The sequence below is a fragment of the Tessaracoccus lapidicaptus genome (assembly GCF_001693815.1).
In the GTDB taxonomy this organism is placed as follows: domain Bacteria; phylum Actinomycetota; class Actinomycetes; order Propionibacteriales; family Propionibacteriaceae; genus Arachnia; species Arachnia lapidicapta.
Window position 1 is genome coordinate 173976 of the sequence record NZ_MBQD01000011.1, and the last position, 24383, is coordinate 198358.

The 24383-nt window shown below is 72.7% G+C and carries 23 protein-coding genes; 15 read left to right on the forward strand and 8 right to left on the reverse strand.

Going from position 1 to position 24383, the window contains the following annotated elements; translation table 11 throughout:
• Positions 1-9: 9 nt before the first annotated feature.
• Positions 10-663 (reverse strand): O-methyltransferase, encoded by a 654-nt coding sequence (locus BCR15_RS04095; RefSeq protein ID WP_068750691.1) that lies wholly within the window; start codon positions 661-663, stop codon positions 10-12.
• Positions 664-757: 94 nt separating this feature from the next.
• On the opposite strand from BCR15_RS04095, the gene dapA reads away from it, so the two are divergent.
• The 4 genes from dapA (at position 758) to BCR15_RS04115 (ending at position 4204) form a co-directional block, all read left to right on the forward strand.
• Entirely contained in the window at positions 758-1660 is a 903-nt protein-coding gene (gene dapA / locus BCR15_RS04100; RefSeq protein ID WP_083196575.1) for a 4-hydroxy-tetrahydrodipicolinate synthase, read from the forward strand.
• A gap of 106 nt (positions 1661-1766) precedes the next feature.
• Complete coding sequence (gene sigE / locus BCR15_RS04105) at positions 1767-2348, forward strand: RNA polymerase sigma factor SigE (protein ID WP_068750693.1); 582 nt, start codon at positions 1767-1769, stop codon at positions 2346-2348.
• 6 nt (positions 2349-2354) lie between these two features.
• On the forward strand, positions 2355-3773 hold the full coding sequence (locus BCR15_RS04110; protein ID WP_068750694.1) for an anti-sigma factor family protein: 1419 nt from the start codon (positions 2355-2357) through the stop codon (positions 3771-3773).
• A 29-nt stretch (positions 3774-3802) separates the two neighbouring features.
• Positions 3803-4204 carry a sec-independent translocase gene (locus BCR15_RS04115; RefSeq protein ID WP_068750697.1) on the forward strand — a complete coding sequence of 134 codons (402 nt, stop codon included), beginning with the start codon at positions 3803-3805 and terminating at the stop codon, positions 4202-4204.
• Between the two features lie 11 nt (positions 4205-4215).
• Here BCR15_RS04115 and BCR15_RS04120 read toward each other — a convergent pair whose 3' ends face one another.
• From BCR15_RS04120 to BCR15_RS04135, 4 genes are all read right to left on the reverse strand, one after another.
• Positions 4216-5370, reverse strand: coding sequence for an Mrp/NBP35 family ATP-binding protein (locus BCR15_RS04120; protein WP_068751096.1), 1155 nt, complete (start codon positions 5368-5370; stop codon positions 4216-4218).
• A gap of 68 nt (positions 5371-5438) precedes the next feature.
• A complete protein-coding gene (locus BCR15_RS04125) occupies positions 5439-5777 on the reverse strand; it encodes a hypothetical protein (RefSeq protein WP_068750698.1) in 339 nt (112 codons plus the stop codon).
• 3 nt (positions 5778-5780) lie between these two features.
• The gene (locus BCR15_RS04130) at positions 5781-6281 is read right to left on the reverse strand and encodes a DUF1003 domain-containing protein (RefSeq protein ID WP_068750700.1); all 501 of its coding nucleotides are present in this window, start codon (positions 6279-6281) and stop codon (positions 5781-5783) included.
• Positions 6274-7560: a magnesium transporter MgtE N-terminal domain-containing protein gene (locus tag BCR15_RS04135; protein ID WP_068750702.1), complete on the reverse strand. Its 1287-nt coding sequence runs from the start codon at positions 7558-7560 to the stop codon at positions 6274-6276. The genes BCR15_RS04130 and BCR15_RS04135 overlap by 8 nt, the downstream gene beginning before the upstream one ends.
• Positions 7561-7591: 31 nt before the next feature.
• On the opposite strand from BCR15_RS04135, the gene BCR15_RS04140 reads away from it, so the two are divergent.
• The 4 genes from BCR15_RS04140 to BCR15_RS04155 are packed head-to-tail and all read left to right on the forward strand — an operon-like array spanning position 7592 to position 10491.
• Entirely contained in the window at positions 7592-8503 is a 912-nt protein-coding gene (locus BCR15_RS04140) for an HpcH/HpaI aldolase/citrate lyase family protein (RefSeq protein WP_068750704.1), read from the forward strand.
• Positions 8503-8997, forward strand: coding sequence for a YflT domain-containing protein (locus BCR15_RS04145; protein WP_061616799.1), 495 nt, complete (start codon positions 8503-8505; stop codon positions 8995-8997). Before BCR15_RS04140 ends, BCR15_RS04145 begins: the two co-directional genes overlap by 1 nt.
• Positions 8994-9614, forward strand: coding sequence for a class I SAM-dependent methyltransferase (locus BCR15_RS04150; RefSeq protein ID WP_068750706.1), 621 nt, complete (start codon positions 8994-8996; stop codon positions 9612-9614). Before BCR15_RS04145 ends, BCR15_RS04150 begins: the two co-directional genes overlap by 4 nt.
• Before the next feature lie 52 nt (positions 9615-9666).
• The gene (locus BCR15_RS04155; RefSeq protein WP_068750708.1) at positions 9667-10491 is read left to right on the forward strand and encodes an alpha/beta fold hydrolase; all 825 of its coding nucleotides are present in this window, start codon (positions 9667-9669) and stop codon (positions 10489-10491) included.
• A 21-nt stretch (positions 10492-10512) separates the two neighbouring features.
• On the opposite strand, the gene BCR15_RS04160 is transcribed toward BCR15_RS04155, so the two are convergent.
• Positions 10513-11970 carry an aminopeptidase P family protein gene (locus tag BCR15_RS04160; RefSeq protein ID WP_068750710.1) on the reverse strand — a complete coding sequence of 486 codons (1458 nt, stop codon included), beginning with the start codon at positions 11968-11970 and terminating at the stop codon, positions 10513-10515.
• 39 nt (positions 11971-12009) lie between these two features.
• Between BCR15_RS04160 and coaA the strand changes: the two genes are divergently transcribed.
• The 4 genes from coaA (at position 12010) to BCR15_RS04180 (ending at position 16658) form a co-directional block, all read left to right on the forward strand.
• Positions 12010-12993 (forward strand): type I pantothenate kinase, encoded by a 984-nt coding sequence (coaA, locus tag BCR15_RS04165; protein WP_068750712.1) that lies wholly within the window; start codon positions 12010-12012, stop codon positions 12991-12993.
• 67 nt (positions 12994-13060) lie between these two features.
• Positions 13061-14893, forward strand: a complete 1833-nt coding sequence (gene glmS, locus BCR15_RS04170) for a glutamine--fructose-6-phosphate transaminase (isomerizing) (RefSeq protein ID WP_068750714.1) — start codon at positions 13061-13063, stop codon at positions 14891-14893.
• A gap of 23 nt (positions 14894-14916) precedes the next feature.
• Positions 14917-15267 carry a holo-ACP synthase gene (locus tag BCR15_RS04175; RefSeq protein WP_068750715.1) on the forward strand — a complete coding sequence of 117 codons (351 nt, stop codon included), beginning with the start codon at positions 14917-14919 and terminating at the stop codon, positions 15265-15267.
• Positions 15264-16658, forward strand: coding sequence for an NAD(P)H-hydrate epimerase (locus tag BCR15_RS04180; RefSeq protein WP_068750717.1), 1395 nt, complete (start codon positions 15264-15266; stop codon positions 16656-16658). Before BCR15_RS04175 ends, BCR15_RS04180 begins: the two co-directional genes overlap by 4 nt.
• Here BCR15_RS04180 and BCR15_RS04185 read toward each other — a convergent pair.
• A complete protein-coding gene (locus BCR15_RS04185) occupies positions 16644-17843 on the reverse strand; it encodes a Dyp-type peroxidase (RefSeq protein ID WP_068750719.1) in 1200 nt (399 codons plus the stop codon). The genes BCR15_RS04180 and BCR15_RS04185 overlap by 15 nt on opposite strands.
• Positions 17844-17937: 94 nt before the next feature.
• On the opposite strand from BCR15_RS04185, the gene BCR15_RS04190 reads away from it, so the two are divergent.
• Positions 17938-18441, forward strand: coding sequence for a copper chaperone PCu(A)C (locus BCR15_RS04190; protein WP_068750721.1), 504 nt, complete (start codon positions 17938-17940; stop codon positions 18439-18441).
• A gap of 37 nt (positions 18442-18478) precedes the next feature.
• Positions 18479-20893: a glycoside hydrolase family 31 protein gene (locus BCR15_RS04195; RefSeq protein WP_197971694.1), complete on the forward strand. Its 2415-nt coding sequence runs from the start codon at positions 18479-18481 to the stop codon at positions 20891-20893.
• 3 nt (positions 20894-20896) lie between these two features.
• Here the strand turns inward: BCR15_RS04195 and BCR15_RS04200 are convergent, their stop codons facing one another.
• Complete coding sequence (locus BCR15_RS04200; RefSeq protein WP_068750725.1) at positions 20897-22033, reverse strand: glycosyltransferase family 4 protein; 1137 nt, start codon at positions 22031-22033, stop codon at positions 20897-20899.
• Positions 22034-22288: 255 nt separating this feature from the next.
• Here BCR15_RS04200 and BCR15_RS04205 point away from each other — a divergent pair, with 255 nt between their 5' ends.
• Positions 22289-24364, forward strand: a complete 2076-nt coding sequence (locus BCR15_RS04205) for a DEAD/DEAH box helicase (RefSeq protein WP_068750726.1) — start codon at positions 22289-22291, stop codon at positions 24362-24364.
• Positions 24365-24383 lie beyond the last annotated feature (19 nt).

A 24383-nucleotide genomic window follows, 5' to 3' on the forward strand; every position in this document is an offset into this window, starting at 1 on the left:
GTCGGTGAGTCAGTTCTTGACAGCCAGGAGCAGCCCGTTGCCCACCGGCAGCAGCGCGCGCGTGTAGGCCTCCGTCGTGGCGACGGCGTCGAGCGCCTCGCGGATGATGATCGCCTCGTCGGACTCGTCCGCATCGTCGGCGACCCGGTTGTACCAGAGGACGTCGTGGACCAGGAGCAGCCCGCCGGGACGCAGCAGGCGCAGGGCGCCCGCGACGTACTCGACGTACTCGAGCTTGTCGCCGTTGATGAAGACGACGTCGTAGGCGGCGTCGCGCAGCTTGGGCATGATCTCGATCGGGGACCCGGCGATGAGGCGGAACCGCGACGACGGGATCCCGGCCGCGACGAAGTACCGCCGGGCGGGGAGCTGGTTGTCGGCCTCGACATCGATCGACGTCAGCACGCCGTCGTGCCCCATGCCCTCCAGGAAGGCGAGGCCGGAGGCGCCCATGAGCGTGCCCACCTCGACGACGGCGCGCGCCCCGACGGCCCGCGTGAGTGCGGTCAGGGTGGCGGCGACCCCGGGCGTGATGGTGCTGAGGCCGGCCAGCGTGGCCTCGTCGCGCGCGGCGGCGACGTGCTCGCTCGTCGGCGCGTGGTCCTCGGCGAAGGCCCAGCTGTCGGCGGTGGGGGGCTCGAGGTGATTTCCAGGCGTGTTCACGCCGCCAGCCTAGCGAGTGGTCAGGCGCGTGTGGCGCGTGGCCGCGAGACCCGACCCCGGACCCGCCCGCCGGTTCGCGGTTAAGATGACGCGCATGACAGACGACGACATGCAGCCGGTCTTCGGGCGCGTCCTGACGGCGATGGTCACCCCGTTCACGGCGGACGGCTCGGAGGTGGACTATGCGCAGGTCGCGCGCCTCGCGGCGCATCTGGTCGACGACCTCGGCAACGACGGTCTCGTCGTCAACGGCACCACCGGTGAGTCGCCCACCACCACGGACCTCGAGAAGCAGCGGGTGCTCGACGCCGTCGTCACCGCGGTGGGGGACCGGGCCAGCGTCGTGGCCGGTGTCGGTACCTTCTCCACGCGGCACTCGGTCGAGCTGGCGCGCCAGGCGGCGGACGTCGGCGTCGACGGGCTGCTCGTCGTCACCCCGTACTACTCGCGCCCGCCGGCCGACGCCCTGGAGGACCATTTCGTCGCGGTCGCGGACGCCACTGACCTCCCGGTGATGCTCTACGACATCCCGCACCGCGCGGGCATCGCCATCCCCGAGGACATGCTCATCCGGCTCGACGCGCATCCCCGCATCCGGGCCGTCAAGGACGCCAAGGGCAGCATCGTGTCGAGCTCGGTCGTGCTGGCGCGCACCAACCTGGCCTACTACGCGGGGGACGACGCCTTCCTGCTCCCGCTGCTGAGCGTGGGCGGGGTGGGCGTCGTCGGGACCTCGTCGCACTTCACCGCGGCCGCCGCGCGCCGGATCATCGACCTCTACCTGGCGGGCCGGGTGGAGGAGGCGGTCGAGGCGAACCGGGAGGCGCTGCCGGCCTTCCAGGGCATCTTCGCCACCCAGGGCTGCATGATGGTCAAGGCGGTCCTGGCCGAGCGCGGTTTCGACGCCGGCCCGTGCCGGGCCCCCATGGGGGTCCCGGACCCGGAGGTCGTGACGGGCTACGCCACCCTGCTGGAGAACCTCGGCTTCCACGCCTGACGGGAACAAACCCGGCCCTCCGGGCGTTTAACCCTAGAGGCCGCGGGTACCTTCACAGGTGCGGCACAGGTTCGGCTGTCAGGCTGGGTTCATGGAGAGGCGAGGCATGTTCAGAGGCACTCGATCGGCGAAGGCCGTTCAGGAGCCCGGCTGGACCGCGCCCACCTGGCAGGAGCTGGTGCGCGACCACTCGGCGCAGGTGTACCGCCTCGCCTACCGCTTGACGGGCAATCAGCACGACGCTGAGGACCTCACGCAGGACGTCTTCGTGCGAGTGTTCCGCTCCATCCACACGTTCCAACCCGGCACGCTTGAGGGCTGGCTGCACCGCATCACGACCAACCTCTTCCTCGACCAGGCCCGCCGCCGGCAGCGCATCCGCATGGACGCGCTCAGCGCCGCCCCGGACCATGTGTGGGGTTCCGCCAGCGGCCCGGACGAGCTTCACGACGACGCTGAACTCGACGCGGATGTCGCCGCCGCCCTGCGCTCGCTGAACCCGGAGCAGCGCGTCGCGGTGGTCCTGTGCGACATCGAGGGCATGAGCTACGAGGAGATCGCGAAGGTCCTCGACGTGAAGCTGGGCACCGTCCGCAGCCGGATCGCGCGCGGCCGCGCGGCCCTCCGCGACGCCCTCGCCCACCGGGCACCGACTGACGGCCGCACCAGGTACCTCGGAGTGTCCTGATCCGCCGTGAGCCGCTGCGACCGCATCCGACCAGACCTGTCGGCGTTCGCCGACGGGACCCTGCCGCCCCGGCGCTGGGAACAGGTCAGCTACCACCTGGCCGGATGCCGCGGGTGCCGCGATGAGGTCGCCGAGATCAGCCGCGTCTGCAGCACGCTCAGCCTCTGCAGCCGCTCGGCCGCGCCGGAGACGCTCACGGCCCGGCTCGAATCCATCGCCGGGGAGCACTCCGCCGCCCCCCTCTACATGGCCTCCGGCCCCGGCGACCTGCCCTCGACCCGGCGGCGCCGGGTGCGGCTCGCGGCCCAGTCAGGAGCCGCCCTCCTGGCCGTGATGCTGTCGGCCGTCATGCTCGCCGTCCTCGTCGCACCGGATCCCGTCCGCCTGGCGGATCCCATCAAGGCCGCCCGCGAGCAGTACTCGATGTCCACCGCCGCCATCAGTGCCACGGAGGCGGTCGGCGCCGTCCTCCTCGCGCACGAGCGGGGCGCCGATCTGGGCGAACCCACGTCCTACGCCCGCCGGGCCGCGCCCGGCGCGGGGACGCGGCTGGCGCCCGAGGAAGCCGCAGCACTGCTGCGGACCGCCACCGCCGCCGACCTCACCCTGAGCGGCGTCCAGCGCGTGTGGATCTCCGACGGGGAGGGCCGCTACCGGACCGCCGACGTCCGCACCACCAAGGTGCGGGGGGAGGGCGCCCAGCTGGAGGTCATGGACGCGCGCGGCGACCGCTTCAGCTCCAGCTTCCTGCCCCAGTTCGGCGCCACCCCCGTGGACGCGCCCGACGGGTGGCAGTTCTCGCTCGGCACCCTGCCCGAGCAGGTGGCGGGCCGCGCCGCCGTGCGCCTCGTTGCCACCGACGACGGCCGCGCCGTCGCCAGCTGGTGGATCGACGCCGTCGCGCACCTCGTGCTGTGGGCCGAGCGTTACGACAGCGCCGGCGCTGTGAGCCTCGCGGCCGGCTACACGCAGCTGACCCTCGGCAGCGCCGAGTTCCACGACGACGGCCTCACGCAGCTCATCTCGGTCCAGCCCGCCAGCGCGAGCCAGACCGAGGGGTGGTGCGTCGGCCCCGCCAGCTGCCCCCTGACCCTGGCCGGCCTGCCGATGGTCGCCTACTCGTCCACCGAGCGCCGTGGCGCCACCTCCATGAACCTCGTCTACTCCGACGGCTTCCAGACGGCCGTCGTCGGGTGGACCGACGGCGTGCTCGGCGACGACGTCACGTCGCAGGCTGACCAGTCCGCGGGCCTACCGGCCGTCAACGTCTGGCAGTCGGGCCCCGCCGTGATCTCGGTGACGACCAACGGATCCCCGGAGCTGATGGCGGCCATCCGGGAGGAACTGCCGGGCGAGGAGCCGTGCGTGCTCACGCTCCGCGACCGCGTCGCCGCCGGCCTGGTCCGCCTCGTCGGCGGGGAGTGAGCCGCGGGCGACGCGCTACCCTAGGCCCTGTGTTCGGCATCGACGCGGTAGACCTAGTCATCATCCTCGTGCTGGGCGTCGTCATGTTCGGACCTGAGCGGCTGCCCGAGTACTCGCGCAAGGCGGCGCGCGTGTTCGTGTACCTCCGGGACGTCGCGAACAACGCCAAGACCACCCTGCGGGGCGAGCTGGGCCCCGAGTACGCGGACCTGGAGCTGCGCGACCTGCATCCCAAGACGTTCATCGCCAAGCACATGCGCGAGGAGGTCGCCGCGATCGACGAGGCCCGCCGCGAACTCGACGAGGCGCGCCGCACCGTCACCGACACCGTGCACGACGCGGGCACCCAGGCGGACACGGTCATCGCGGCCGCGCACCTGGAGTTGCCCGCGCCGGTGGCCGCCTCCCCGTTCGACCCGGAGGCGACCTGACGCCGAACCGCTCAGGTGTTGAGCGGGAGCCTCGTCCCGACGAGGCCCCGCCGCCGCGCCGCGACCTCGCCCGCGAGCGCGACCATCGCCTGGGCTGCCGGATGCTCCGGATGCGTCTGGACGATGGGCCGGCCGGTGTCTCCGCCCGCGAGCAGCGTCTCGTCGAAGGGGATCTGGGCCAGTAGCGGCACCTCGTAGACGAGGCGGTCGGTCAGTGCCTCCGCGACGACCGTGCCGCCGCCCGACCCGAACAGCTCCAGGCGGTGCGTCTCGCTGCAGTGCGGGCAGGTGGTCTCCAGCCAGCTCATGTTCTCCACCACACCGAGGACGCGCTGCTCCATGATGTGCGCCATGGTACCTGCGCGCTCCGCCACCTCGGACGCCGCCGTCTGGGGGGTCGTCACGACGATGACCTCGGAGGTCGGGATCTTCTGTCCCAGCGACATCGCGACGTCGCCCGTGCCTGGGGGCAGGTCGAGCAGCAGGTAGTCGAGGTCGCCCCAGTACACGTCCGCGAGCAGCTGGGTGAGGGCGCGGTCCAGGATGGGGCCGCGCCAGGCGACCACCTGGTCCCGCGAGGGCTTGAGCATGCCGATCGAGATGACGCGCAGGCCCCCGACGGCGGGCACCGGCATGATCATGTCGTCGACCACGGTGGGGCGGGCGTCGCCCAGGCCCAGCAGATCCGGGATGGAGTGGCCGTAGATGTCGGCGTCGAGGATGCCGACGGAGCGCCCCTGCGCCGCCAAGGCCAGCGCGAGGTTGACGGTCACGGACGACTTCCCGACGCCGCCCTTGCCGGACGCGATGGCCAGCACGCGGGTGAGGTTGCCCGGCTGCGCGAACGGGATGACCCGCTGCGCCTGTCCGCCGCGCAGCATCGTGCGCATCGCCTCGCGCTGTTCGTCGTCCATCACGCCGAGGTCGACGGCGACGGAGCTGACGCCCTCGACCGCGGACACGGCCGCGGTGACGCGGGTGGTGATCTCGGAGCGCATGGGGCAGCCGACGACGGTGAGCAGCACGCGCACCCGCACCGCCCCGTCGTCGGTCACCGCGAGGTCGTCGACCATGCCGAGGTCGGTGATGGGGCGACGGATCTCTGGGTCCTCCACCTGGTGGAGGGCGGCACGGATGTGGGGCAGGAGCGGATGTTCGGTCACGATGTCCTTACTACGCGGCGACGGGCGTCGAGGCAAGTCTACGGATACCCACCCAGGGGTATCGGCGGGGGTCAGCGCGAGCGCTCGTCGAGTGCGTCGCCCAGCAGCGCCACGCTGGTCGCCACGATCGCCGGCAGCCAGAGGCCGGCGAGGCTCCCCAGGATGACGACGGCGGTGCCCAGCACCAGGGACAGCGCCAGCCGCTCGCGGTAGCGCAGCCGGGCGGGGGATCCTGGGGCCAGCAGCCGGAACCAGAGGGCCGCGACCACGGCCACCAGGAGGGCCGCGCTGGCCGCGCCCACCCACCATCCTCCCGCGATGCGCCACAGCGACACGGCTCCGAGCGCGGCGAGCGCCAGCTGGCCCACGAGTCGCACGATCCCGAACCAGCGGATCCGATCAGTCGTCATCGGTCAGGACTCGTCCCTCTGCTCGGCGGTGCGCTCCAGCCGTTCGGCCAGCTCCCGCAGCTCGGTGCGCAGCTCGCCGCGGACGAAGTCGCGGGTCGCGAGCTCGCCGAGGTTCATGCGGATCGACGCGATCTCGCGGGCCAGGAAGTCCATGTCCGCCCGGGACTGCGCCGCGATGCGCCGGTCCTCGTCCAGGCTCAGCTTGTCGCGCACCTCCTGGCGGTTCTGCGCCAGCAGGATGAGGGGCGCCGAGTAGGACGCCTGCGTGGAGAAGAACAGGTTGAGCAGGATGAACGGGTAGGGGTCCCAGCGCAGCCCGAACAGGCCGATGAGGTTGATCGTCACCCAGACGATGACGAAGACCGTCATGTAGACGAGGAACTTCGCGGTGCCCATGAACCGGGCGAAGCTCTCGGCGAACACGCCGAAGGTCTCGGAGTCCACCGACACGCGCGGCAGCCAGCTGCGCGTCCCCGGCTGCGACAGCGGGTTGCGCTCAGCCATGGCTCACCTCGGCGTTGCCGAGGTCGGTGGCCTCCACCTCGTCCATCTGCTCGCCGCGCCAGTCGTCGGGCAGCATGTGGTCGAGCACGTCGTCGACGGTCACCGCGCCCAGCAGGTGCCCGTCCTCGTTGACGACGGGCGCGACGACCAGGTTGTAGGTGGCGAAGAACCGGCTCACCTGCGTCAGCGGGTCGGCGGGCGACATGGGTTCGAGGTCGCGGTCGAGAAGCGTGGCCACCAGCGTCGTCGGCGGCTCCCGCAGCAGGCGTTGCAGGTGGGCGGCGCCCACGTAGCGGCCCGTGGGGGTCTCCAACGGCGGGCGCGTCACGAACACCATGGAGGCGAGCGCCGGGGTCAGGGACTCCTCCCGCGCCTGCGCGAGGGCCTGCGCGACCGTGGCGTCGGTGTCGACGACGATGGGTTCGGGGGTCATCATGCCGCCCGCGGTGTACTCCTCGTAGACCAGCAGGCGCCGCACGTCGGCGGACTCCTCGGGCTCCATGCGCTGCAGGAGTTCCTCGGCCACGTCGGAGGGCAGGTCCCGGATGAGGTCGGCGGCGTCGTCGGGGTCCATCTCGCCGAGCACGTCGGCCGCGCGCTCGGTGTCGAGCGCGGAGATGATGTCGATCTGCTCGTCCTTGGGCAGCTCCTCGATCGCCTCGGCCAGCGTCTCGTCGTCGAGGGCCTCGACGACGGCCGCCAGCGACTCAGGCTCCAGGTCGTGCAGTTCCTTGGCGACGTCGGCGGGCTTCATCTCCGAGAACTCGGCGATGAGGTTGGCGGCGGTCCGGCCGGTGGACAGGATGAGCCCCGGGATCTCGCGCCACGACACGATCTGCGGCGCGCTGCGGCTGCCGAACCCGAAGCGCCCGGCGCCCCCCGACGAGCGCAGCGCCACGGAGTCCAGCTCCCACTCCCGGTTGCGGACCATGTGCATGGACACGTCGAGGATGCGGGTGGGCCGCGCGCGCTCCAACGGACGGTCGAACAGGTCGGCGGCGACCAGCATCTCGGCCTCGCGCCGCTGGAACCGGCGGGCGTCCACCTGGCCCGTGATCGCGACCTGGTTCGGCGTGATGTCGTGGACCCGGATCATGGGCACGAAGATGCGCGCCCGCGCGAACAACTCGGCCACGAGGCCCTTGACGCGCGGGGCGCGGCCGTCGCTGCGCAGGTAGCACACGACGTCCTTGACGCGGCCGACCTGGTCGCCGGCGGCGTCGACGATGGGAAGGCCGATGACCCGCGAGACGAAAACCTGCGTATCTTTGGCGACCATAGGGCAAATCTAACCGCAAGGACCCGCCGCCATGACCCACCGCCCCGCCCGCGCCCGTCGCACCGTGCTGTCGGTGCCGGCGTCCAGCGACCGGTTCATCGACAAGTCGCGTCACCTGGCCGTCGACCAGGTGTTCCTCGACCTCGAGGACGGTGTCGCGGCGGCGGCCAAGGACGACGCCCGCGCCCGCGCCGTCGCGGCGCTCCGCGCCGGGGGCTGGACGGCGCCGACGGTGTCGGTGCGCGTCAACGGCTGGGCCACCGTGTGGACGCACCGGGACGTCATCGACGTGGTGACCGGGGCCGGGGACCTACTGGACACCGTGCTGCTGCCCAAGGTCGAGGGACCGGGCCATGTGGAGGCGCTCGACCTGCTCCTCACGCAGCTCGAACGGGCCGCCGGGCTCGAGGTCGGCCGCATCGGCATCGAGGCCCTCATCGAGGACGCCGGGGCCCTGGTCCGCGCCGACGCCATCGCGGCGTCGAGCCCGCGGCTGGAGGCGCTGCACCTCGGCCCGGGGGACATGATGGCGGCCCTGGGCATGCCCTCCCTGCAGGTCGGCGGCCTCGTCGACGGCTATCCCGGGGACGCGCTGCACCACGTGTACGGCCGCATCCTCGTGGCGGCGCGCGCCCGCGGGCTGCAGGCGGTCGACGGGCCGTACGTCGCCGTCCGCGACGAGGACGGGTTCCGCGCCGCGGCCCGGCGCGCGGCGGCGCTCGGCTACGACGGCAAGTGGGTGCTGCACCCGGCCCAGGTGGCGGCGGGGACCGAGATCTTCACGCCCGACGACGAGACCGTCGCGCGGGCCGAGGCGATGGTGGCCGTGGCCGCCCGGGCCGCCGACGAGCGCGTCGGGGCGGTCATGCTCGACGACGAGATGGTCGACGAGGCGGGCGTAAGCTTGGCGAAGGCCACCCTGGCACGCGTACGGAGGACCTGATGACCGAGCCGATGAGCAGCCGACTCATGCAGCTGAACTACCCGCAGCACGTCGCCGAGTTCGTCACCTACGAGGAGGCGCAGTCGGCGGTGGACTACCTGGCGGACCAGAAGTTCGCCGTGGAGAACCTGCTCATCGTCGGGACCAACCTCAAGCTCCTGGAACGCGTCACCGGCCGGCGCACGTGGGCCACCGTGCTGGGGGAGGGCGCGCTGTCCGGCCTCACCACCGGCCTGTTCGTCGGCGTCATGCTCATGCTGTTCGTCGGCAACGGCAACTTCGCGATGCTGTACGTCGGCCTGGCCATGGGCGTGGCGTTCGGCATCCTGGCCCGCATGTTGGCGCACGCGCTCACCGGCGGCAAGCGGGACTTCAACTCGGCGCGGGTCACGGTCGCGACCCGCTACGAGGTGCTGGCCGAGCACAAGGTCGCCCAGCAGGCCCGCGACATGCTCGCCGAGCGCCCCGGCGCCCGCGCCGCGATGTTCGAGTGAGCGACGCCGCCACCGCCGGGTTCTGGGACGCCCGCTACGCGCACCCCAACCACGTCTTCGGGTACCGCCCCAACGACTTCCTCCGCCAGCAGGCCCGGTTCCTGCGCCCGCGCTCCCGGGTACTGGCGCTCTGCGACGGGGAGGGGCGCAACGGCGTCTGGCTGGCCGAGCAGGGCCACGACGTCGTGAGCCTCGACTTCTCCGCCGTGGGGCTCGCCAAGGCCGAGGCGCTGGCGGCCGAGCGGGGCGTCGCGGTGGAGACCTGGCTGGTGGACCTGGCGGACTGGATCCACCACCCGGCGCCCGAGCGTCCCTGGGACGCGGTGGTGGCGATCTTCGCGCACCTGCCGTCCGCCCTGCGCCGGGACGTGGCGCGCGCCATCACGGCGCAGGCCGCGCCGGGCGCGCTGCTCATCTACGAGGCCTTCACACCGGCCCAGCCCTCGCTGGGCAGCGGGGGCCCCACGGATCCGGACCTGCTGGTGACGCGCGGCGACGTCGTCGACGACTGGGCCGGATGGCGCCCCGACGTCCGGCTCACGGAGCGACGCCTCTTCGAAGGCATGGACCACCAGGGCCTGGCCTCCGTTGTCCAGGCCTTGGGTCTCAAGGCCTGAGGCCCTCCGGTAGGTTCTTCCTCAACACCCGTGTCGCCCTGAGGAGTTCACGATGGATCTGAACTGGACGTACTACAACCCGGACACCCCCGCCGAGCGGGTGCTGCTCGTCGGCCCCAGCCTGGGCGGGAACGCGGCACACCAGTGGACGCGGGTGGCCGCCGAACTCATCGACGACGCGCGGGTGGTGTTCGTCGACCTGCCCGGCACCGGCCTGGGGTCCGTCTGGGACGACGCCGACGAGCCGACGCTGGACGCCGTCGCGGACGGGATCGCCCGCGTGGCAGCCGAGGTCCGCGCGGATCTCGGCGCCGACCTGCCCGTCTACTTCGCGGGGCTGTCCATCTCCGGCGCCACCGCGCTGCATCTGGCCCGCGACCACGCCGACGAGTTCTCCGGCGTCGTGGTCGTCGCCTCCGCCGCGACGGTCGGCGAGCCTGCCCGCTGGCTCGAGCGCGCCGACCAGGTCGAGGCCACCGGGACGCAGCAGCTGGTCGAGGAGACCACCAAGCGCTGGTTCACGCCGATGTTCCGGGCGCAGCAGCCGGCCGTCGTCGACGTCATCATGGAGGGCCTGTCGGTGGCCGACGACCACTCCTACGCCCAGCTGTGCCGGGCGCTCGCCGCGCACGACGTGCGCGACGACCTGCCCTACATCACCCTGCCCGTCGTCATGGTGGCCGGCGAGCGCGACACCTCGACGCCCATCGCGAACGTCGAGCTGGTGGCCGAGACCGTGCAGCGCGGCGAGCTGCACGTCGTGCCCGAGGCGGCCCACCAGGTGACGGTCTGCCGCCCAGCGGACGTGGCGCGGATCATCCGCGGTCTGTTCACCCGCGGGCAGACCTCCAAGGTCGTCTCCGAGTCCGCGGACTGACCCGGCGCGGGCCGCGGGGCCTCAGCCCCGCAGCCCGGCCATCCACCGCTCGACGTCGTCCGCGTCCCGCGGGAGCGCGGCCGAGAGGTTGACGGGGTCGCCGTCGGTGATGAGGATGTCGTCCTCGATGCGCACCCCGATGCCGCGGTACTCCTCGGGGACCAGCAGGTCGGTCGACTTGAAGTAGATGCCCGGCTCCACCGTGATGACCATGCCCGCGCGCAGCGTCCCGAGCCGGTAGTTCTCCGCCCTGGCCTGCGCGCAGTCGTGCACGTCGAGGCCGAGGTGATGGCTGGTGCCGTGCACCATCCAGCGGCGGTGCTGCCCGCCGTCGACCGACAGCGACACCTCCGGCGTCACCGGCAGGATCCCCAGCTCGGCGAAGAACTCGGCCAGCACCGTCACGGCGGCCTTGTGCACGTCGGCGAACAGTGCTCCGTCCCGGCACGCGGCGATGCCGGCGGTCTGCGCGGCGAGCACGGCGTCGTAGACGCGGCGCTGCGCGGCGCTGAACCGGCCGCCGACCGGCAGCGTGCGCGTCACGTCGGCGGTGTAGAGCGAGTCGACCTCCACGCCGGCGTCCAACAGCAGCAGGTCGCCGTCGTTCAGGGCGCCGTCGTTGCGGATCCAGTGCAGCGTGTTGGCGTGGTCGCCGCCCGCCGCGATGGTGTCGTAGCCCACCGCGTTGCCCAGGTGCCGGGCGTGCAGGCCGAAGATGCCCTCGACCCAGCGCTCGCCGCGACCCAGTTCGACCGCACGGGGCAGCTCGCGCGCCACCGCCTCGAAGCCGACGGCCGTGGCCGCACAGGCCCGCTCGAGCTCCGCGATCTCGAACTCGTCCTTCACGAACCGCGCCTCGGAGGCCGCGCGCTCCAGCTCGGCGTCGACGTCGGTGTGCGGGTCCCCGTCGACCCCGGCCGGGTGCGCCACCCGCGCCGCGTCGACCTGGGCCGTGACGGCGGGATCGGCCCCCCGGATCACCCCGAAGGGGCCGCCGGACTCGCGGAGGGCCGCGTCGAGTTCGCGGATGTCTCGGCAGGTCAGGCCTGTGGCGGCCGACATTTCCTCGAGGGAGTCGCGCTGACCGACCCACATCTCCCCGTAGCGCGCGTCGGCGTAGAACTCGCGGTCGGTGCGGGGGGCGCGCGGGCGGAAGAACAGCGTGGCGTCGTCGTCCCGGACGACCAGCACGGCGTCAGGCTCGCGGTCCTCGCCGAGGCCGGTGTAGTACGCGAAGGCGCTGTGCGGCCGGAAGCGGTAGTCGGTGTCGTTGGAGCGGGTCTTCAGCGGGCCCGCCGGCAGGACGAGCGTCGCCGCGGGGAACTCGGCCACGAGCCGGCGTCGGCGCTCGGCGGCGTACTGGGCGGCCGGCAGGCGCTCGGGCAGCCGGTCCGGGTACGGCGCCCAGTCGCTGACGATGAAGGCCTTGAACTCCTCGGAGTACGGGTCGCGGCGGTTCTCGGAACGGTCGTCGGTCATGTCGCCACTGTACTTCCCGGCGTCGGGCGCCCCGCGGCGGTGACGCCGTCGCCTGTACGATGGCCGATCGACGCCGACGAAGGAGTGCAGGTGACCGGACCGTACGTGACGCTCGACCGACCCGCCTGGGCGGCGCTCGCCGACGCCACGCAGATCGACCTCGACGAGGCCACGCTGGACCGGCTGCGCGGCATCGGCGACCCCACCTCGAGTCGCGACATCGAGGAGGTCTACCGGCCGCTGACGCAGCTGCTGCACCTCTACATGGTCAACACCGGGCGGCTGTACTCCCAGAGCAACGACTTCCTGGGCCTCGACGTGGCCCGCACGCCGTTCGTCATCGCCGTGGCGGGGTCGGTGGCGGTCGGGAAGTCGACGGTGTCGCGGCTCCTGCAGGAGCTCCTGCGCCGCGCCCCCGGCCATCCGAAGGTCGACCTCATCACCACGGACGGCTTCCTGTACCCCAACGCCGAGCTGGAGCGTCGCGGGATCCTGCACCGCAAGGGGTTCCCGGAGTCCTACAACCGGCGGGCGCTGCTCGACTTCGTCGTCGACGTGAAGTCGGGCACCCCGCGCGTGCTGGCGCCCGTCTACAGCCACATGGTCTACGACATCGTCGAGGGCGAGCACATCGCTGTGGAGAGCCCCGACATCCTCATCATGGAGGGCCTCAACGTCCTCCAGCCGGCGCGCGTGGAGGCGGACGGCCGGCCAGGGCTCGCGGTCAGCGACTTCTTCGACTTCTCGGTCTTCGTCGACGCCGATGAGGCGCACATCCGCCAGTGGTTCCTCGAGCGATTCCTGACGCTGCGCCGCACGGCGTTCACCGACGAGCGCAGCTACTTCCGGCGCTACGCCGAGCTGTCGGAGGCCGACGCCGTGGCCTTCGGCAGGCGGGTCTGGGAGGACATCAACGGGCCCAACCTCCGGCACAACATCGCCCCCACCCGGGACCGCGCCACGGCCATCCTCGTCAAGGACGAGACGCACGCCGTCGACTCCATTCTCATCCGCAAGGTCTGAGCCCTCCGCCGGAGCTCGCCGCGCGGGGATGTCAAGAAACGCGCAATCATCATGTACGGTTTTCCGCGTGTGTGGAATCGTGGGATATGTCGGACAACGTGACGGACTCGATGTCGTACTGAGCGGCCTGCGCCGCTTGGAGTACCGCGGCTACGACTCGGCGGGCGTCGCCCTGCCCAGTGCGGGCCGCATCGAATGGCGCAAGAAGGCGGGCAAGATCGCCAACCTGGAGGCGGCCATCGAGGCGAACCCGCTCCCGTCGGGGCAGGTTGCCATCGGTCACACCCGGTGGGCCACCCACGGGGCGCCGACGGACCAGAACTCGCACCCGCACGTCGCGGACCGGGTGGCGATCGTCCACAACGGCATCATCGAGAACCATGACCAGCTGCGCGAGGAACTTCCCGGCGTCGAGTTCTCCTCCGAGACCGACTCCGAGGTGGCGGCCCACCTGCTGCGCCGCGAACTCGACGGCGGGGCGGATCTGCTCGCGGCCATGCGGACCGTGGTGGGCCGGCTGGAGGGCGCCTTCACGCTCGTCGCCGTCGACGCCCAGGACCCCGAGCGCATCGTGGCGGCCCGCCGCAACTCGCCGCTGGTGGTCGGGGTGGGCGAGGGGGAGTACTTCCTCGCCTCGGACGTCGCGGCGTTCATCGCCTACACCCGCGACGCGGTCGAGCTGGGGCAGGACCAGATCGTCGAGCTGACGCGCGGCGGGGTCTCGGTCACCACCTTCGACGGCGCCCCCGCGGAGACCAAGGAGTTCCACGTCGACTGGGACCTCGAGGCCGCGCAGAAGCAGGGCTACGACTGGTACATGCGCAAGGAGATCTTCGAGCAGCCGCGCGCGGTGGCCGACACCCTGCTGGGCCGCCTCAACGAGCGCGGCGAGCTCATCCTCGACGAGATCCGGATCAGCCCCGAGACGCTGCGCCGGATCGACAAGATCGTCATCGTCGCCTGCGGCACCGCCTTCTACGCCGGCCTCGTGGCGAAGTACGCCATCGAACACTGGACCCGCATCCCCTGCGAGGTCGAGGTGGCCTCCGAGTTCCGCTACCGGGACCCGATCATCGACCCGATGACGCTGGTGGTCACCATCTCCCAGTCCGGTGAGACGGCGGACACGCTCATGGCGATCCGCCACGCCCGCGAACAGGGGGCCAAGGTCATCGCCATCTGCAACACCAACGGGGCCACGATCCCGCGCGAGTCCGACGCCGTCATCTACACCCACGCCGGCCCCGAGATCGGCGTCGCGTCGACCAAGGGCTTCACGACGCAGCTGGTGGCCTGCTACCTGCTGGGCCTCTACCTGGCCCAGGTGCGCGGCATGAAGTACGGCGACGAGATCGCGGCGCTGCTGCGTGAACTGGAGCGGATGCCCGAGGCCATCCAGGGCATGCTCGACAACCAGCAGCAGGTCCTCGATCTGGCACGCGAGTTCGTCAACGAGCCGTCGGTGCTGTTCCTCGGCCGGCACGTGGGTTACCCCGTCGCGCTCGAGGGCGCCCTCAAGCTCAAGGAACTGGCCTACATCCACGCCGAGGGCTTCGCCGCCGGCGAGCTCAAGCACGGCCCGATCGCGCTCATCCGCGAGGACCTTCCCGTGTTCGTGGTCGTGCCGCCGCGGGGCCGCGACCAGCTGCGCGACAAGGTGGTGTCCAACATCGCCGAGGTGCGGGCCCGCGGCGCGAAGACGATCGTGCTGGCGGAGGCCGACGACGAGGAGGCGCGGGCCGCGGCGGCCGTGTTCATCGAGCTGCCCAAGCTCTCGACGCTCCTGCAGCCCGTGGCGGCGATCATCCCGCTGCAGCTGTTCGCGTGCGAACTGGCCACGGTGCAGGGCCACGACGTGGACCAGCCGCGCAACCTGGCCAAGTCGGTCACCGTCGAATAGCCCCGCCGCCTAGAGTGGCGCCCATGATCGTGGGCATCGGTACCGACCTCTGCGTCATCGAGCGCTTCCGCGAGATGCTCGCGCGCCGTCCGGGCCTCGCGGAGCGGCTGTTGACACCCGCGGAGCTGGAGCTCTCCATCGAGTCCCAGGCCGCGCGGTTCGCGGCCAAGGAGGCCCTCGCCAAGGCCCTCGGCTCGCCGGGCGGCATGCGCTGGCTCGACTGCGAGGTCACCAAGAACGCCGACGGCGACCCGGGGTTCGTCAACACGGGCTCGGTCGCCGCCCGGGTCGCGGCGATGGGCATCGAGAGCATCCACCTGTCGATCAGCCACGACGGGGGCTTCGCGACCGCCATGGTGGTGTGCGAACGATGAGGGCGGTCATCAGCGCGGCCGAGATGCGCGCCGCCGAGGAGGCCGTCTTCGCGGCCGAACCCGGAGTCGACCTCATGGGCCGCGCCGCGGCCGAGGTGGCCCGGATCGCGCGGGTCACGTCGCCCCCGGGACCCGTGCTGGTCGTGGCCGGGCCGGGCAACAACGGCGGCGACGGCCTGTTCGCGGCGGCGGATCTGGCGGCCGACCGGCCGGTGGTCGTGTGGCTCGCGATGGAACGGGGGCACGAGGACGGGCTGGCGGCGGCACGCGCCGCCGGCTGCGCCGAGGTCGATGCGCTGGGAGCGCTCGATGGGCTCGCCGACGCCGCGCTCGTCATCGACGCCGTGACCGGGCTGGGTTCCCGGCCGGGCCTGCCCGACGAGGTCGCGACCTTCGCCGCGGCGTGCGAGGCGGCCGCGGTGCCGGTCCTCGCCGTCGACCTGCCCAGCGGCCTGGACGCGGACAGCGGACGGGCGCACCCGAGCTTCCGCGCCCACGACACCGTGACCTTCGCCACCGTCAAGCCGTGCCACGTCCAGGCACCCGCGGCGGACCGTTGCGGCCGCGTCCACGTCGTCGACATCGGGGTGGACGTGCCCGCGACCTCGCTGCGCCAAGCGGAGGAGTCCGACGTCGCGGCCTGGTGGCCCGCGCCGCACTCCGCCTCCGACAAGTACTCCCGCGGCGTGGTCATGGTCGACACCGGGTCGGCGCAGTACCAGGGCGCCGCGCTGCTCAGCGTCTCCGGCGCACTGCACGCGGGGGCCGGCATGGTTCGCTACACGGGGCGCGTGCCGTCCGGGCTGGTGCTGAGCCGGTTCCCCAGCGTCGTGATGGGGGAGGGGCGCGCCCAGGCGATGGTGTTGGGTTCCGGCTGGGGCGACGGCGAGGGCAGCGAGGGCCGCGTGTCCGCCGCGCGGCTCCATGGCGTGCCCGCGGTCGTCGACGCCGACGCCCTGCACGCTCTGCCGGCCGGTCGGCTCGACGGCTGGCTGCTCACCCCGCACGCCGGCGAGCTCGCCCGCATGCTGGGGTGCACCCGGGCGCATGTGGAGGCCGAGCCGCTCGTGTGCGTCCGCGAGGTGGCGCGTCACACCGGCGCGGCGGTGCTGCTCAAGGGGGCGACGCAGTACGTGGCCGAACCCTCGGGGCGCGTGACCGTCGCGGTGGCGGGGCCGGGCTGGACCGCGCAGGCCGGATCCGGAGACGTGTTGGCCGGCATCTGCGGCTCGCTCCTGGCCGCGGGGCTCCCCGCGTGGCGCGCGGGCGTCGTGGGGGCGAGCGTCCAGGCCATCACCGCGGCCCGCAACCCCGGTCCTCATCCGCCGGACGAACTGGCCCGGCGGGTGCCGGCCACCGTCGCGGAGTTGCTCGCCTCAGTCCCCCAGTAGGCCCTGGGCCAGCCAGGCGCCCTCGGCGAACCCGGGCGGGATGACGAAGACGGCCGAACCGATGGCCGTGGTCCACTCGTTGAGGGCGTCGCCCTGGTCGAGCATGCGCTGCACCGGGATGAACTGGTCCGCGATGCTGGCCTGGAACGCCGTGAAGATGAGCCCGGCGCTGCTGGTCCAGGAGCCGTCTATCCACTCCTCGTGGGTGTAGTTGAGTCCGCGGCGGAGCATCCGGCGCCCGGAATTGTGCGAGGGGTGCGCGACCCGGGCGTGGGCGTCAGCCGCGATGACGGGTACGCCGTCGACGGCTGCGGTGAGGTCGACGTCGTCGTGTTCCGCGGTCCCCGTGAGCGGCGCCCCCGTGTCCAGGGCCCGGCCGATGACCCGCTCCTGGCGGTCCCGCGTCAGCTCGTCCCACGTGGCCAGGTTCATCTCGATGCGGCGCACGACGAGCTGGGTGCCGCCGGCGAGCCAGCCGTCGGTGGAGAACACGGTGGCGGTGAGCGTCTCGCCGCTGGGATTGGCGCTGCCGTCGAGCTGTCCGAACAGGTTGCGGCCGGTGACGGGATTGCCGTCGGCGTCCACCGGACGCCAGGACCCGCGCTGGGTCCACCGCGGCCGGGCGAAGGGCGCCGCGTCGGTCGTCAGCCGCCGGACGGCGTGGGCCACCGAGGTGGCGTCGTCGGCCGACACCCAGGCCAGCAGGTCGCCGCCGCTCCACCGGTCCTCGAGCCGGTCGTGGGCCATCGGGGGGATCTCCTGGAACCCCGTCGGGCGGGCTGCGGCGAGACCGGGAAGGTCGAACACGCGGGGCCCCAGCCCGATGAGGATCGACAGGGACACGCCGGCCTGGGCGAGGTCCGGGGCCGCGTCGCCTGGGACCGGGCGGCCGGCGGCGAGGGCCGCGACGTCACCGCTCCACACTCGCATGAGGCGACCGAGCGCGGTGCGGTCGACCGAGGGCAGCAGGTCGAACGCGACGAGTTCGCCGACGGCCGGGGTGGGGGTGAGGATGCCCGACTGATGGTCCCCGTGGGCGAGGTACGTGCGCCCGCCGACGCGCTGGGCGGCGGCGTCGTCGGACCCCGCGGTGGCCCGGCCGGCGACCACCCCGGCGGCGCCGCCCAGCCCCGCCGCGCCGGCGTAGCCGAAGACGTGACGTCGACTGAGGCGAGGATCGGGCATGGTGCCGAGTCTACGAGAGCCGGTGCGGGTGCCAAGGATCCCCCACCGGGTATGGGTACCCCCTGGGGTATGCGATGTCGGTTACGCTGGCCGCGTGAAGTGGACCAGCATCCCCGTCGCCGCCGCCGTCGTCGCACTCGCCGCCTGTTCCAGCCCGGCCGACTCCGCGACCCCGGGCATCCTCGCCGCCGACCCGTGGGTCCGCGCCACCGTCGGCACCGAACGGCCGGACATGACCGCCCTGTTCGTCAACCTCACCAACCCGACGCAGGAGGACCGCACCCTGGTCGCGGCCGACTGCGGCGACGTGGCCGGGAAGGTCGAGCTGCACGAGATGGTGATGGTGGACGGCGAGATGCTCATGCAGGAAGTCGACGGCGGCCTCCCCGTCCCCGCGGGGGAACACGCGCACCTCGCGCCCGGCGGTCCGCACGTGATGCTCATGGACCTGGCGCGCGAGCTGCCGGCGGGCGGCGAGGAGATCGACTGCACGCTATCGTTCGACGACGGTCAGGTCATCGAGCTGACCGCCCCGGTGAAGGAGTTCACCGAGGAGCAGGACACCTACCACACGCACGCGCCGTCCGACGACAGCTGAGGCCCGGCGCGGGAGAGGACACGCCTCGATGTTCGCCATGTCTGACGGAGTCCCCGCGCCAGCCCATCCCGACGCCGTGGTCGCCGGTCCCACGTACCGCTTCACCGTCCTCAGTGAGCGGCTCATCCGCATGGAATGGGACGAGGCCGGCCGCTTCGTCGACGAGCGCACCCAGGTCGTCGTCGAGCGCGACTTCGGCCTGCCGGACTTCTCCGTCGAGCGCATCGGCGACGGGCTGGAGATCCGCACCTCGCACCTGCGGCTGCGCTACGACGGCGGCCCCTTCACCGCGTCCGGCCTGAGCGTCACGCTGACCAGGGGAGCCGCGGACCCCCACTACGCCACCTGGCGCTACGGAGAGAGCTACCCGCAGGACCTGCCCGGCCGCGGCAACCTGCTCGGCACCGCGCGGACGCTCGACGAGGCCGACGGGGCCTGCGAGCTGGAGCCCGGAATCCTCGCCACCTACGGGTTCGCCGTGCTCGACGACTCGACGTCGGTGCTCTTGGGCTCCGACGGCTGGATCCAGGCCCGCCCGGGACGCGGCCAGGACCTCTACCTCTTCGGCCACGGCCGCGACTATCGCGCCGCCCTGGCGGACTTCCACCGCCTCACCGGCCCCGTCCCCCTCGTCCCGCGCCACGTGCTGGGCAACTGGTGGAGCCGCTACTGGCCGTACCGGGCCGACGAGTATGTGGGGGTCATGGACCGCTTCCGAGCCGAGCGGATCCCGCTGTCGGTGGCGGTCATCGACATGGACTGGCACGTCGTGGACGTGGACCCGGCGATCGGGACGGGGTGGACCGGGTACACGTGGAACCGCGACCTCTTCCCCGACCCGCCCGCGTTCCTCGCGGCCCTGCACGACCGCGGTCTCGCCGTGACGCTCAACGTCCACCCGGCCGACGGCATCCGCCGCCACGAGGAGGCCTATCCGGAGGTGGCGCGCGCCGTCGGCATCGACCCGGAGTCCGGAACCGCCGTCGAGTTCGACGTGACGTCGCGAGAGTTCGTCGACGCCTACCTGCGGCTGGTCCACCACCCGCTGGAGGAGCAGGGGGTCGACTTCTGGTGGATCGACTGGCAGTCCGGCGGCGCCACCGCCGTGCCAGGCCTGGACCCGCTGTGGATGCTCAACCACATCCACTACGTGGACTCGGGGCGTGAGGGCCGGCGCCCGCTCACGTTCTCCCGCTACGCCGGGCCGGGCAGCCACCGCTACCCGGTGGGTTTCTCAGGCGACACCATCACCACGTGGGCGTCGCTGGACTTCCAGGCGTACTTCACCGCGACGGCGGCCAACGTCGGCTACCCGTGGTGGAGCCACGACATCGGCGGCCACATGTTCGGCTCGCGGGACGTCGAGATGGCGGTGCGCTGGTTCCAGCTGGGGGTGTTCTCCCCGATCAACCGCCTGCACTCGTCGTCGAGTCCCTTCGCCTCGAAGGAGCCCTGGGGCTACGGCCCCGCGGCCGAGCGGGTGATGGCCGCCTTCCTGCGGCTCCGGCACCGGCTCGTGCCCTACCTGTACACCGGGGCCTGGGCCGCACACCTGGAGCAGGTCGCGCTGGTGCGCCCCATGTACCACGACCACCCAGACAAGGGTGACGCCTATCAGGTCCCGGGCCAGAGCATGGTGGGCGACCACCTCCTGCTGGCGCCGATCACCAGCCCGGCGGAGCCGAGGACGCACATCGCCGCCGTGCGGGCGTGGCTCCCGGAGGGGGCCTGGTTCGACCTGTTCACCGGGCGCCGCTACGACGGCGGGCGCCGCGTCCAGCTCCACCGCGACCTCGGCCGCTACCCGGTCCTCGCCCGGGCGGGCGCCGTCGTGGCGCTGCAGGCGGACCCGATGGCTGACGTGACCATGGCGCCGCGGGCCCTCGAGCTGCGCGTGTTCCCGGGCACCGGGGGGTCGCGGCTGATCGAGGACGACGGGTCGGCCGAGCCGGGTCCCGAGGAGCGGCGGGAGACCCGGATGCGGCAGACGCTGCACGTCCGGGACGACGGCGCGGCGGACCTGGAGCTCCACGTCACGCAGGACCGTCCGGGGCCGGACGTCCGGGCAGTGGCGGTCGACGTGGTCGGCGTGGCAGGCGTGGCGGCCGTCGAGGTGGTCGTGGGGGAGCGGCGTCTGGTCGTCGCTGAGCCGCGCGAGGTCGTCGACGAGCTGCTCGCCCCTGCCTTGCGTGTCGACCTGGGCGACGTCGACGTCGCCGCAGGTGTGTCGGTGCGCCTCGTGGGGGCAGTGCCGCGGCCGCTGGACGTCGCGGGCGAGGCCTTCCGGGTCCTCGATGCCGCGGAGATCGAGTTCGCGGTGAAGGAGGCCGCGTGGCGCGCGGTCACCAGTCTGGAGGGCCTGGCGCTGGTGCAGGAGTTGGCGACGGTCGACGTGGAGCCGCGGCTCCGCGACGCCCTGATCGAGGTCGCGGCCGCCCGCCGGGCCTGGTAGGCCTCAGGCGATCAGCTGACCGCCACGCACCGACTTGGCGATCGCCTTGCGGTAGTGGCCGACCAGTTCGGAGCACACGCGCTCCCACGTCCGGTCCAGCGTGGAGGCGCGCGCGGCGCGCCCGAAGGCGGCGCGCTTGGCGTCGTCGCCGATGAGGTCGACCACGTGGGCCCGCATCGCTGCCAGGTCCCCCGGGCGGTAGAGCCAGCCCGTGCGCGAGTGGTCGACGAGGTCGATCGGCCCGCCGCGCCTCGGCGCGATGACCGGCAGACCCGAGGCCTTCGCCTCCTGGATGGACTGGCCGAAGGTCTCCAGTTCCCCGGGGTGCACGAACAGGTCGAGGCTGGCCAGCGCGTCGGCGAGCTCGTCGCCGCCCAGCTCGCCGAGGAAGCGGGCGCGGGGGAGCGTGGCCTCGAGCTGCCCGCGCAGCGGCCCGTCGCCGATGACCACCAGGCGGGTCCCGGGGAGGTCCGCGATCGTGGCGAGATCCTCGACCCGCTTCTCGACGGCGAGCCTGCCCATGTAGCCGATGAGCCGCTCCCCGCCCGGCGCGTGGCGGCGGCGGAACGCGGGGCTGCGGCGCGCCGGGTCGAAGCGGGCCGAGTCCACGCCCCGTCCCCAGACCCCCACCCGCGGCACGCCCTGGGCGAGTAGCTGGTCCCGGGCGAAGGTCGAGGGCGCGAAGTTCAGCGACGCCAGCGAGTGCACCTGGCGAACGTGGTGCCACAGGAGCGGCTCGGCCTGGGGGAAGCCGTAGCGGGCCGCGTACGTCGGCACCTCGGTCTGGTAGATGCCCACCATCGGGATCCCCAGCCGGGCCGCCACCGAGGCCGCCTTGAAGCCCACGACGACCGGCGAGGCCAGGTGGATCACGTCGGGGGCGAAGCCCGTGATGATGCGGGCGATGGTCTGCGACGGTGTGGTCACGACCCGGACGACGTCGTAGCCCGGCAGCCCGACGCTGGCGACGGTCTCGACGGGGAACCCGCAGTACTCGCGCGGCGTCCGGTCGCCGACGGCCGGGGCGATGACCATCGCCTCGTGCCCGGCGGCACGCAGGTGCTCGAGGACGCGCAGCACCGAGTTCGTGACCCCGTTGACGCTGGGGAGGAACGACTCCGCGATGATGGCAACCCGCACACCTCGATCCTATGCAGCGAGATGACCACCGCCCCCGGCTGCGGCGAACGTCCGATGAACAGCCGGTGACGGTTCTGCTCGGCCTTCACGGGCGTCGATTCGGAGAATCCCGCGGCATCCCGTAGACTCGACGGGCCCGGTAAGGCGATCAACGCCAGCGTGTGACAGATGAGCGGGCATGTTTCAGTGGCCCCGCATGTGGGCCCGTGGCCCGGCTCCTGGGCCCCCCATCACCCGCAGAGGATCTCTTTCATCATGAATGCACCACGCCGAAAGCAGCGCTGGTCCGCCGAGCAGCGCGCCGCCAAGGGCCACTCCCCGCAGCGTCGGGCCAACCGCCGGGACTCGAACGAGTCGGGCGAGCCGTTGAACCGCAAGCAGCGCCGCGCGCTGCAGTTCGGTCCCCCCACCTCCGCCGCACCGGGAGAGGACCGCGCGCCGCGGCAGGACCGCGACGACCGCCCACGCTACCGCGACCGCGACGACCGCCCGCAGCGTGAGGACCGCAACCGCGACGATCGGCCCCGCTACCGCGACGCCGACGACCGCCAGCCGTCGCGTGACGATCGTCCGCGTCGTGATGACCGGTTCCAGTCGCGTGATGACCGGCCGCGTCGTGATGACCGGTTCCAGTCGCGTGATGACCGGCCGCGTCGTGATGACCGGTTCCAGTCGCGTGATGACCGGCCGCGTCGTGATGACCGGTTCCCGTCGCGTGACGACCGGCCGCGTCGCGATGATCGCTTCCAGTCGCGTGACGACCGGCCGCGTCGTGACGACCGGTTCCAGGATCGCGACGACCGTCCGCGACGTGACGACCGGTTCCAGGACCGCGACGACCGGCCGCGCCGCGACGACCGCGGGCACCACCGCCCCGCGTCGCGCCCGCCGCACCTCGACATCCGCCGCCCGCACGAGCCCCGCGGCCACGACGACCGCCGCGGCCGCCACCACGACACGCGCCAGGACTCCCACGACGTCGAGACCGACCAGATGAGCTGGACCGCGGGCGTGGCCGAGGAGGTCCAGGGCGACGTCACGTCGGGATTCTTCGAGCTCGGCGTTGCCGAGTCGCTCGTGCGCCAGCTCTCCGCGCAGGGCATCACGGAGCCCTTCCCCATCCAGGCCGCCACCATCGGTGACGCCATCGCCGGCCGGGACGTGCTCGGCCGCGGCCGCACGGGCTCCGGCAAGACGCTGGCGTTCGGCCTGCCGATGCTCACGCGCCTGGCCGAAGGCAGCCCGGTCGGTTCGCCCCGCGCGGTCATCCTCACGCCGACCCGCGAGCTGGCGCTGCAGATCGCCGACGTCCTGTCTCCGCTCGCGGCCGCTGTGGGGCTGGACCTGACGTTGGTGGCGGGCGGCATGTCGTACGGGCCGCAGCTGCGCGCCTTCGAGCGCGGCGTCGACGTCGTCGTGGCCACCCCCGGCCGCCTCATCGACCTCCTGGAGCAGGGGGCCGCCGACCTCAGCCAGGTCGAGGTCACCGTCCTCGACGAGGCCGACCACATGGCCGACATGGGCTTCCTCACCGAGGTCCGCTCGCTGCTGGACGCCACGCCCGAGCACGGGCAGCGGCTGCTGTTCTCCGCGACGCTGGACAACGCCGTCGGGGCCCTCGTCAAGGCCTACCTGCACGACCCGGTCACCCACGAGGTCGACTCGGGCAAGAACTCGGTGGCCACCATGGTGCACCGGCCGCTGCTGGTGAAGCCGCACCACAAGAACCAGGTCACCGCCGAGATCGCCAACCGCGACGGCCGGACCGTGCTGTTCGCCCGCACCCAGCTGGGCACCGACCGCATCGCGGGCCAGCTCCGCGACGCCGGCGTGATGGCGGGGGCGCTGCACGGCGGCCTCACCCAGGGAGCCCGCGCCCGGATCCTGGCGGCGTTCCGCGAGGGCACCGTTCCGGTGCTGGTCGCCACCGACGTGGCGGCGCGCGGCATCCACGTCGACGACGTGACCCTGGTCCTCCAGGTAGACCCGCCCCGCGACTCCAAGGACTACCTCCACCGCTCCGGGCGCACCGCCCGCGCTGGTCAGGAGGGCGTCGTCGCGACCATCGTCCTGCCGCACCAGCGCAAGACGGGCCGCCGACTCCTCGACCAGGCCGGGGTGGGGGCCGCCTTCATCGAGGCCGAGCCCGGCTCGCCCGAACTCCGCGACGCCACCGGCGCCCGGCCCACCTCCGGCGTGGCGATCGCCGAGGAGGACTACCTGAGGCTCATCGCGCCCAAGCCGCAGCAGCGCAAGCGCCCCGAGGGTCAGCGACGCGGCCGCGACCAGGGGCGGGGCCGCCGTGGCGGCTACCGCAACGACCGGTGGTGAGAGGGTAGGATTCTGCGCC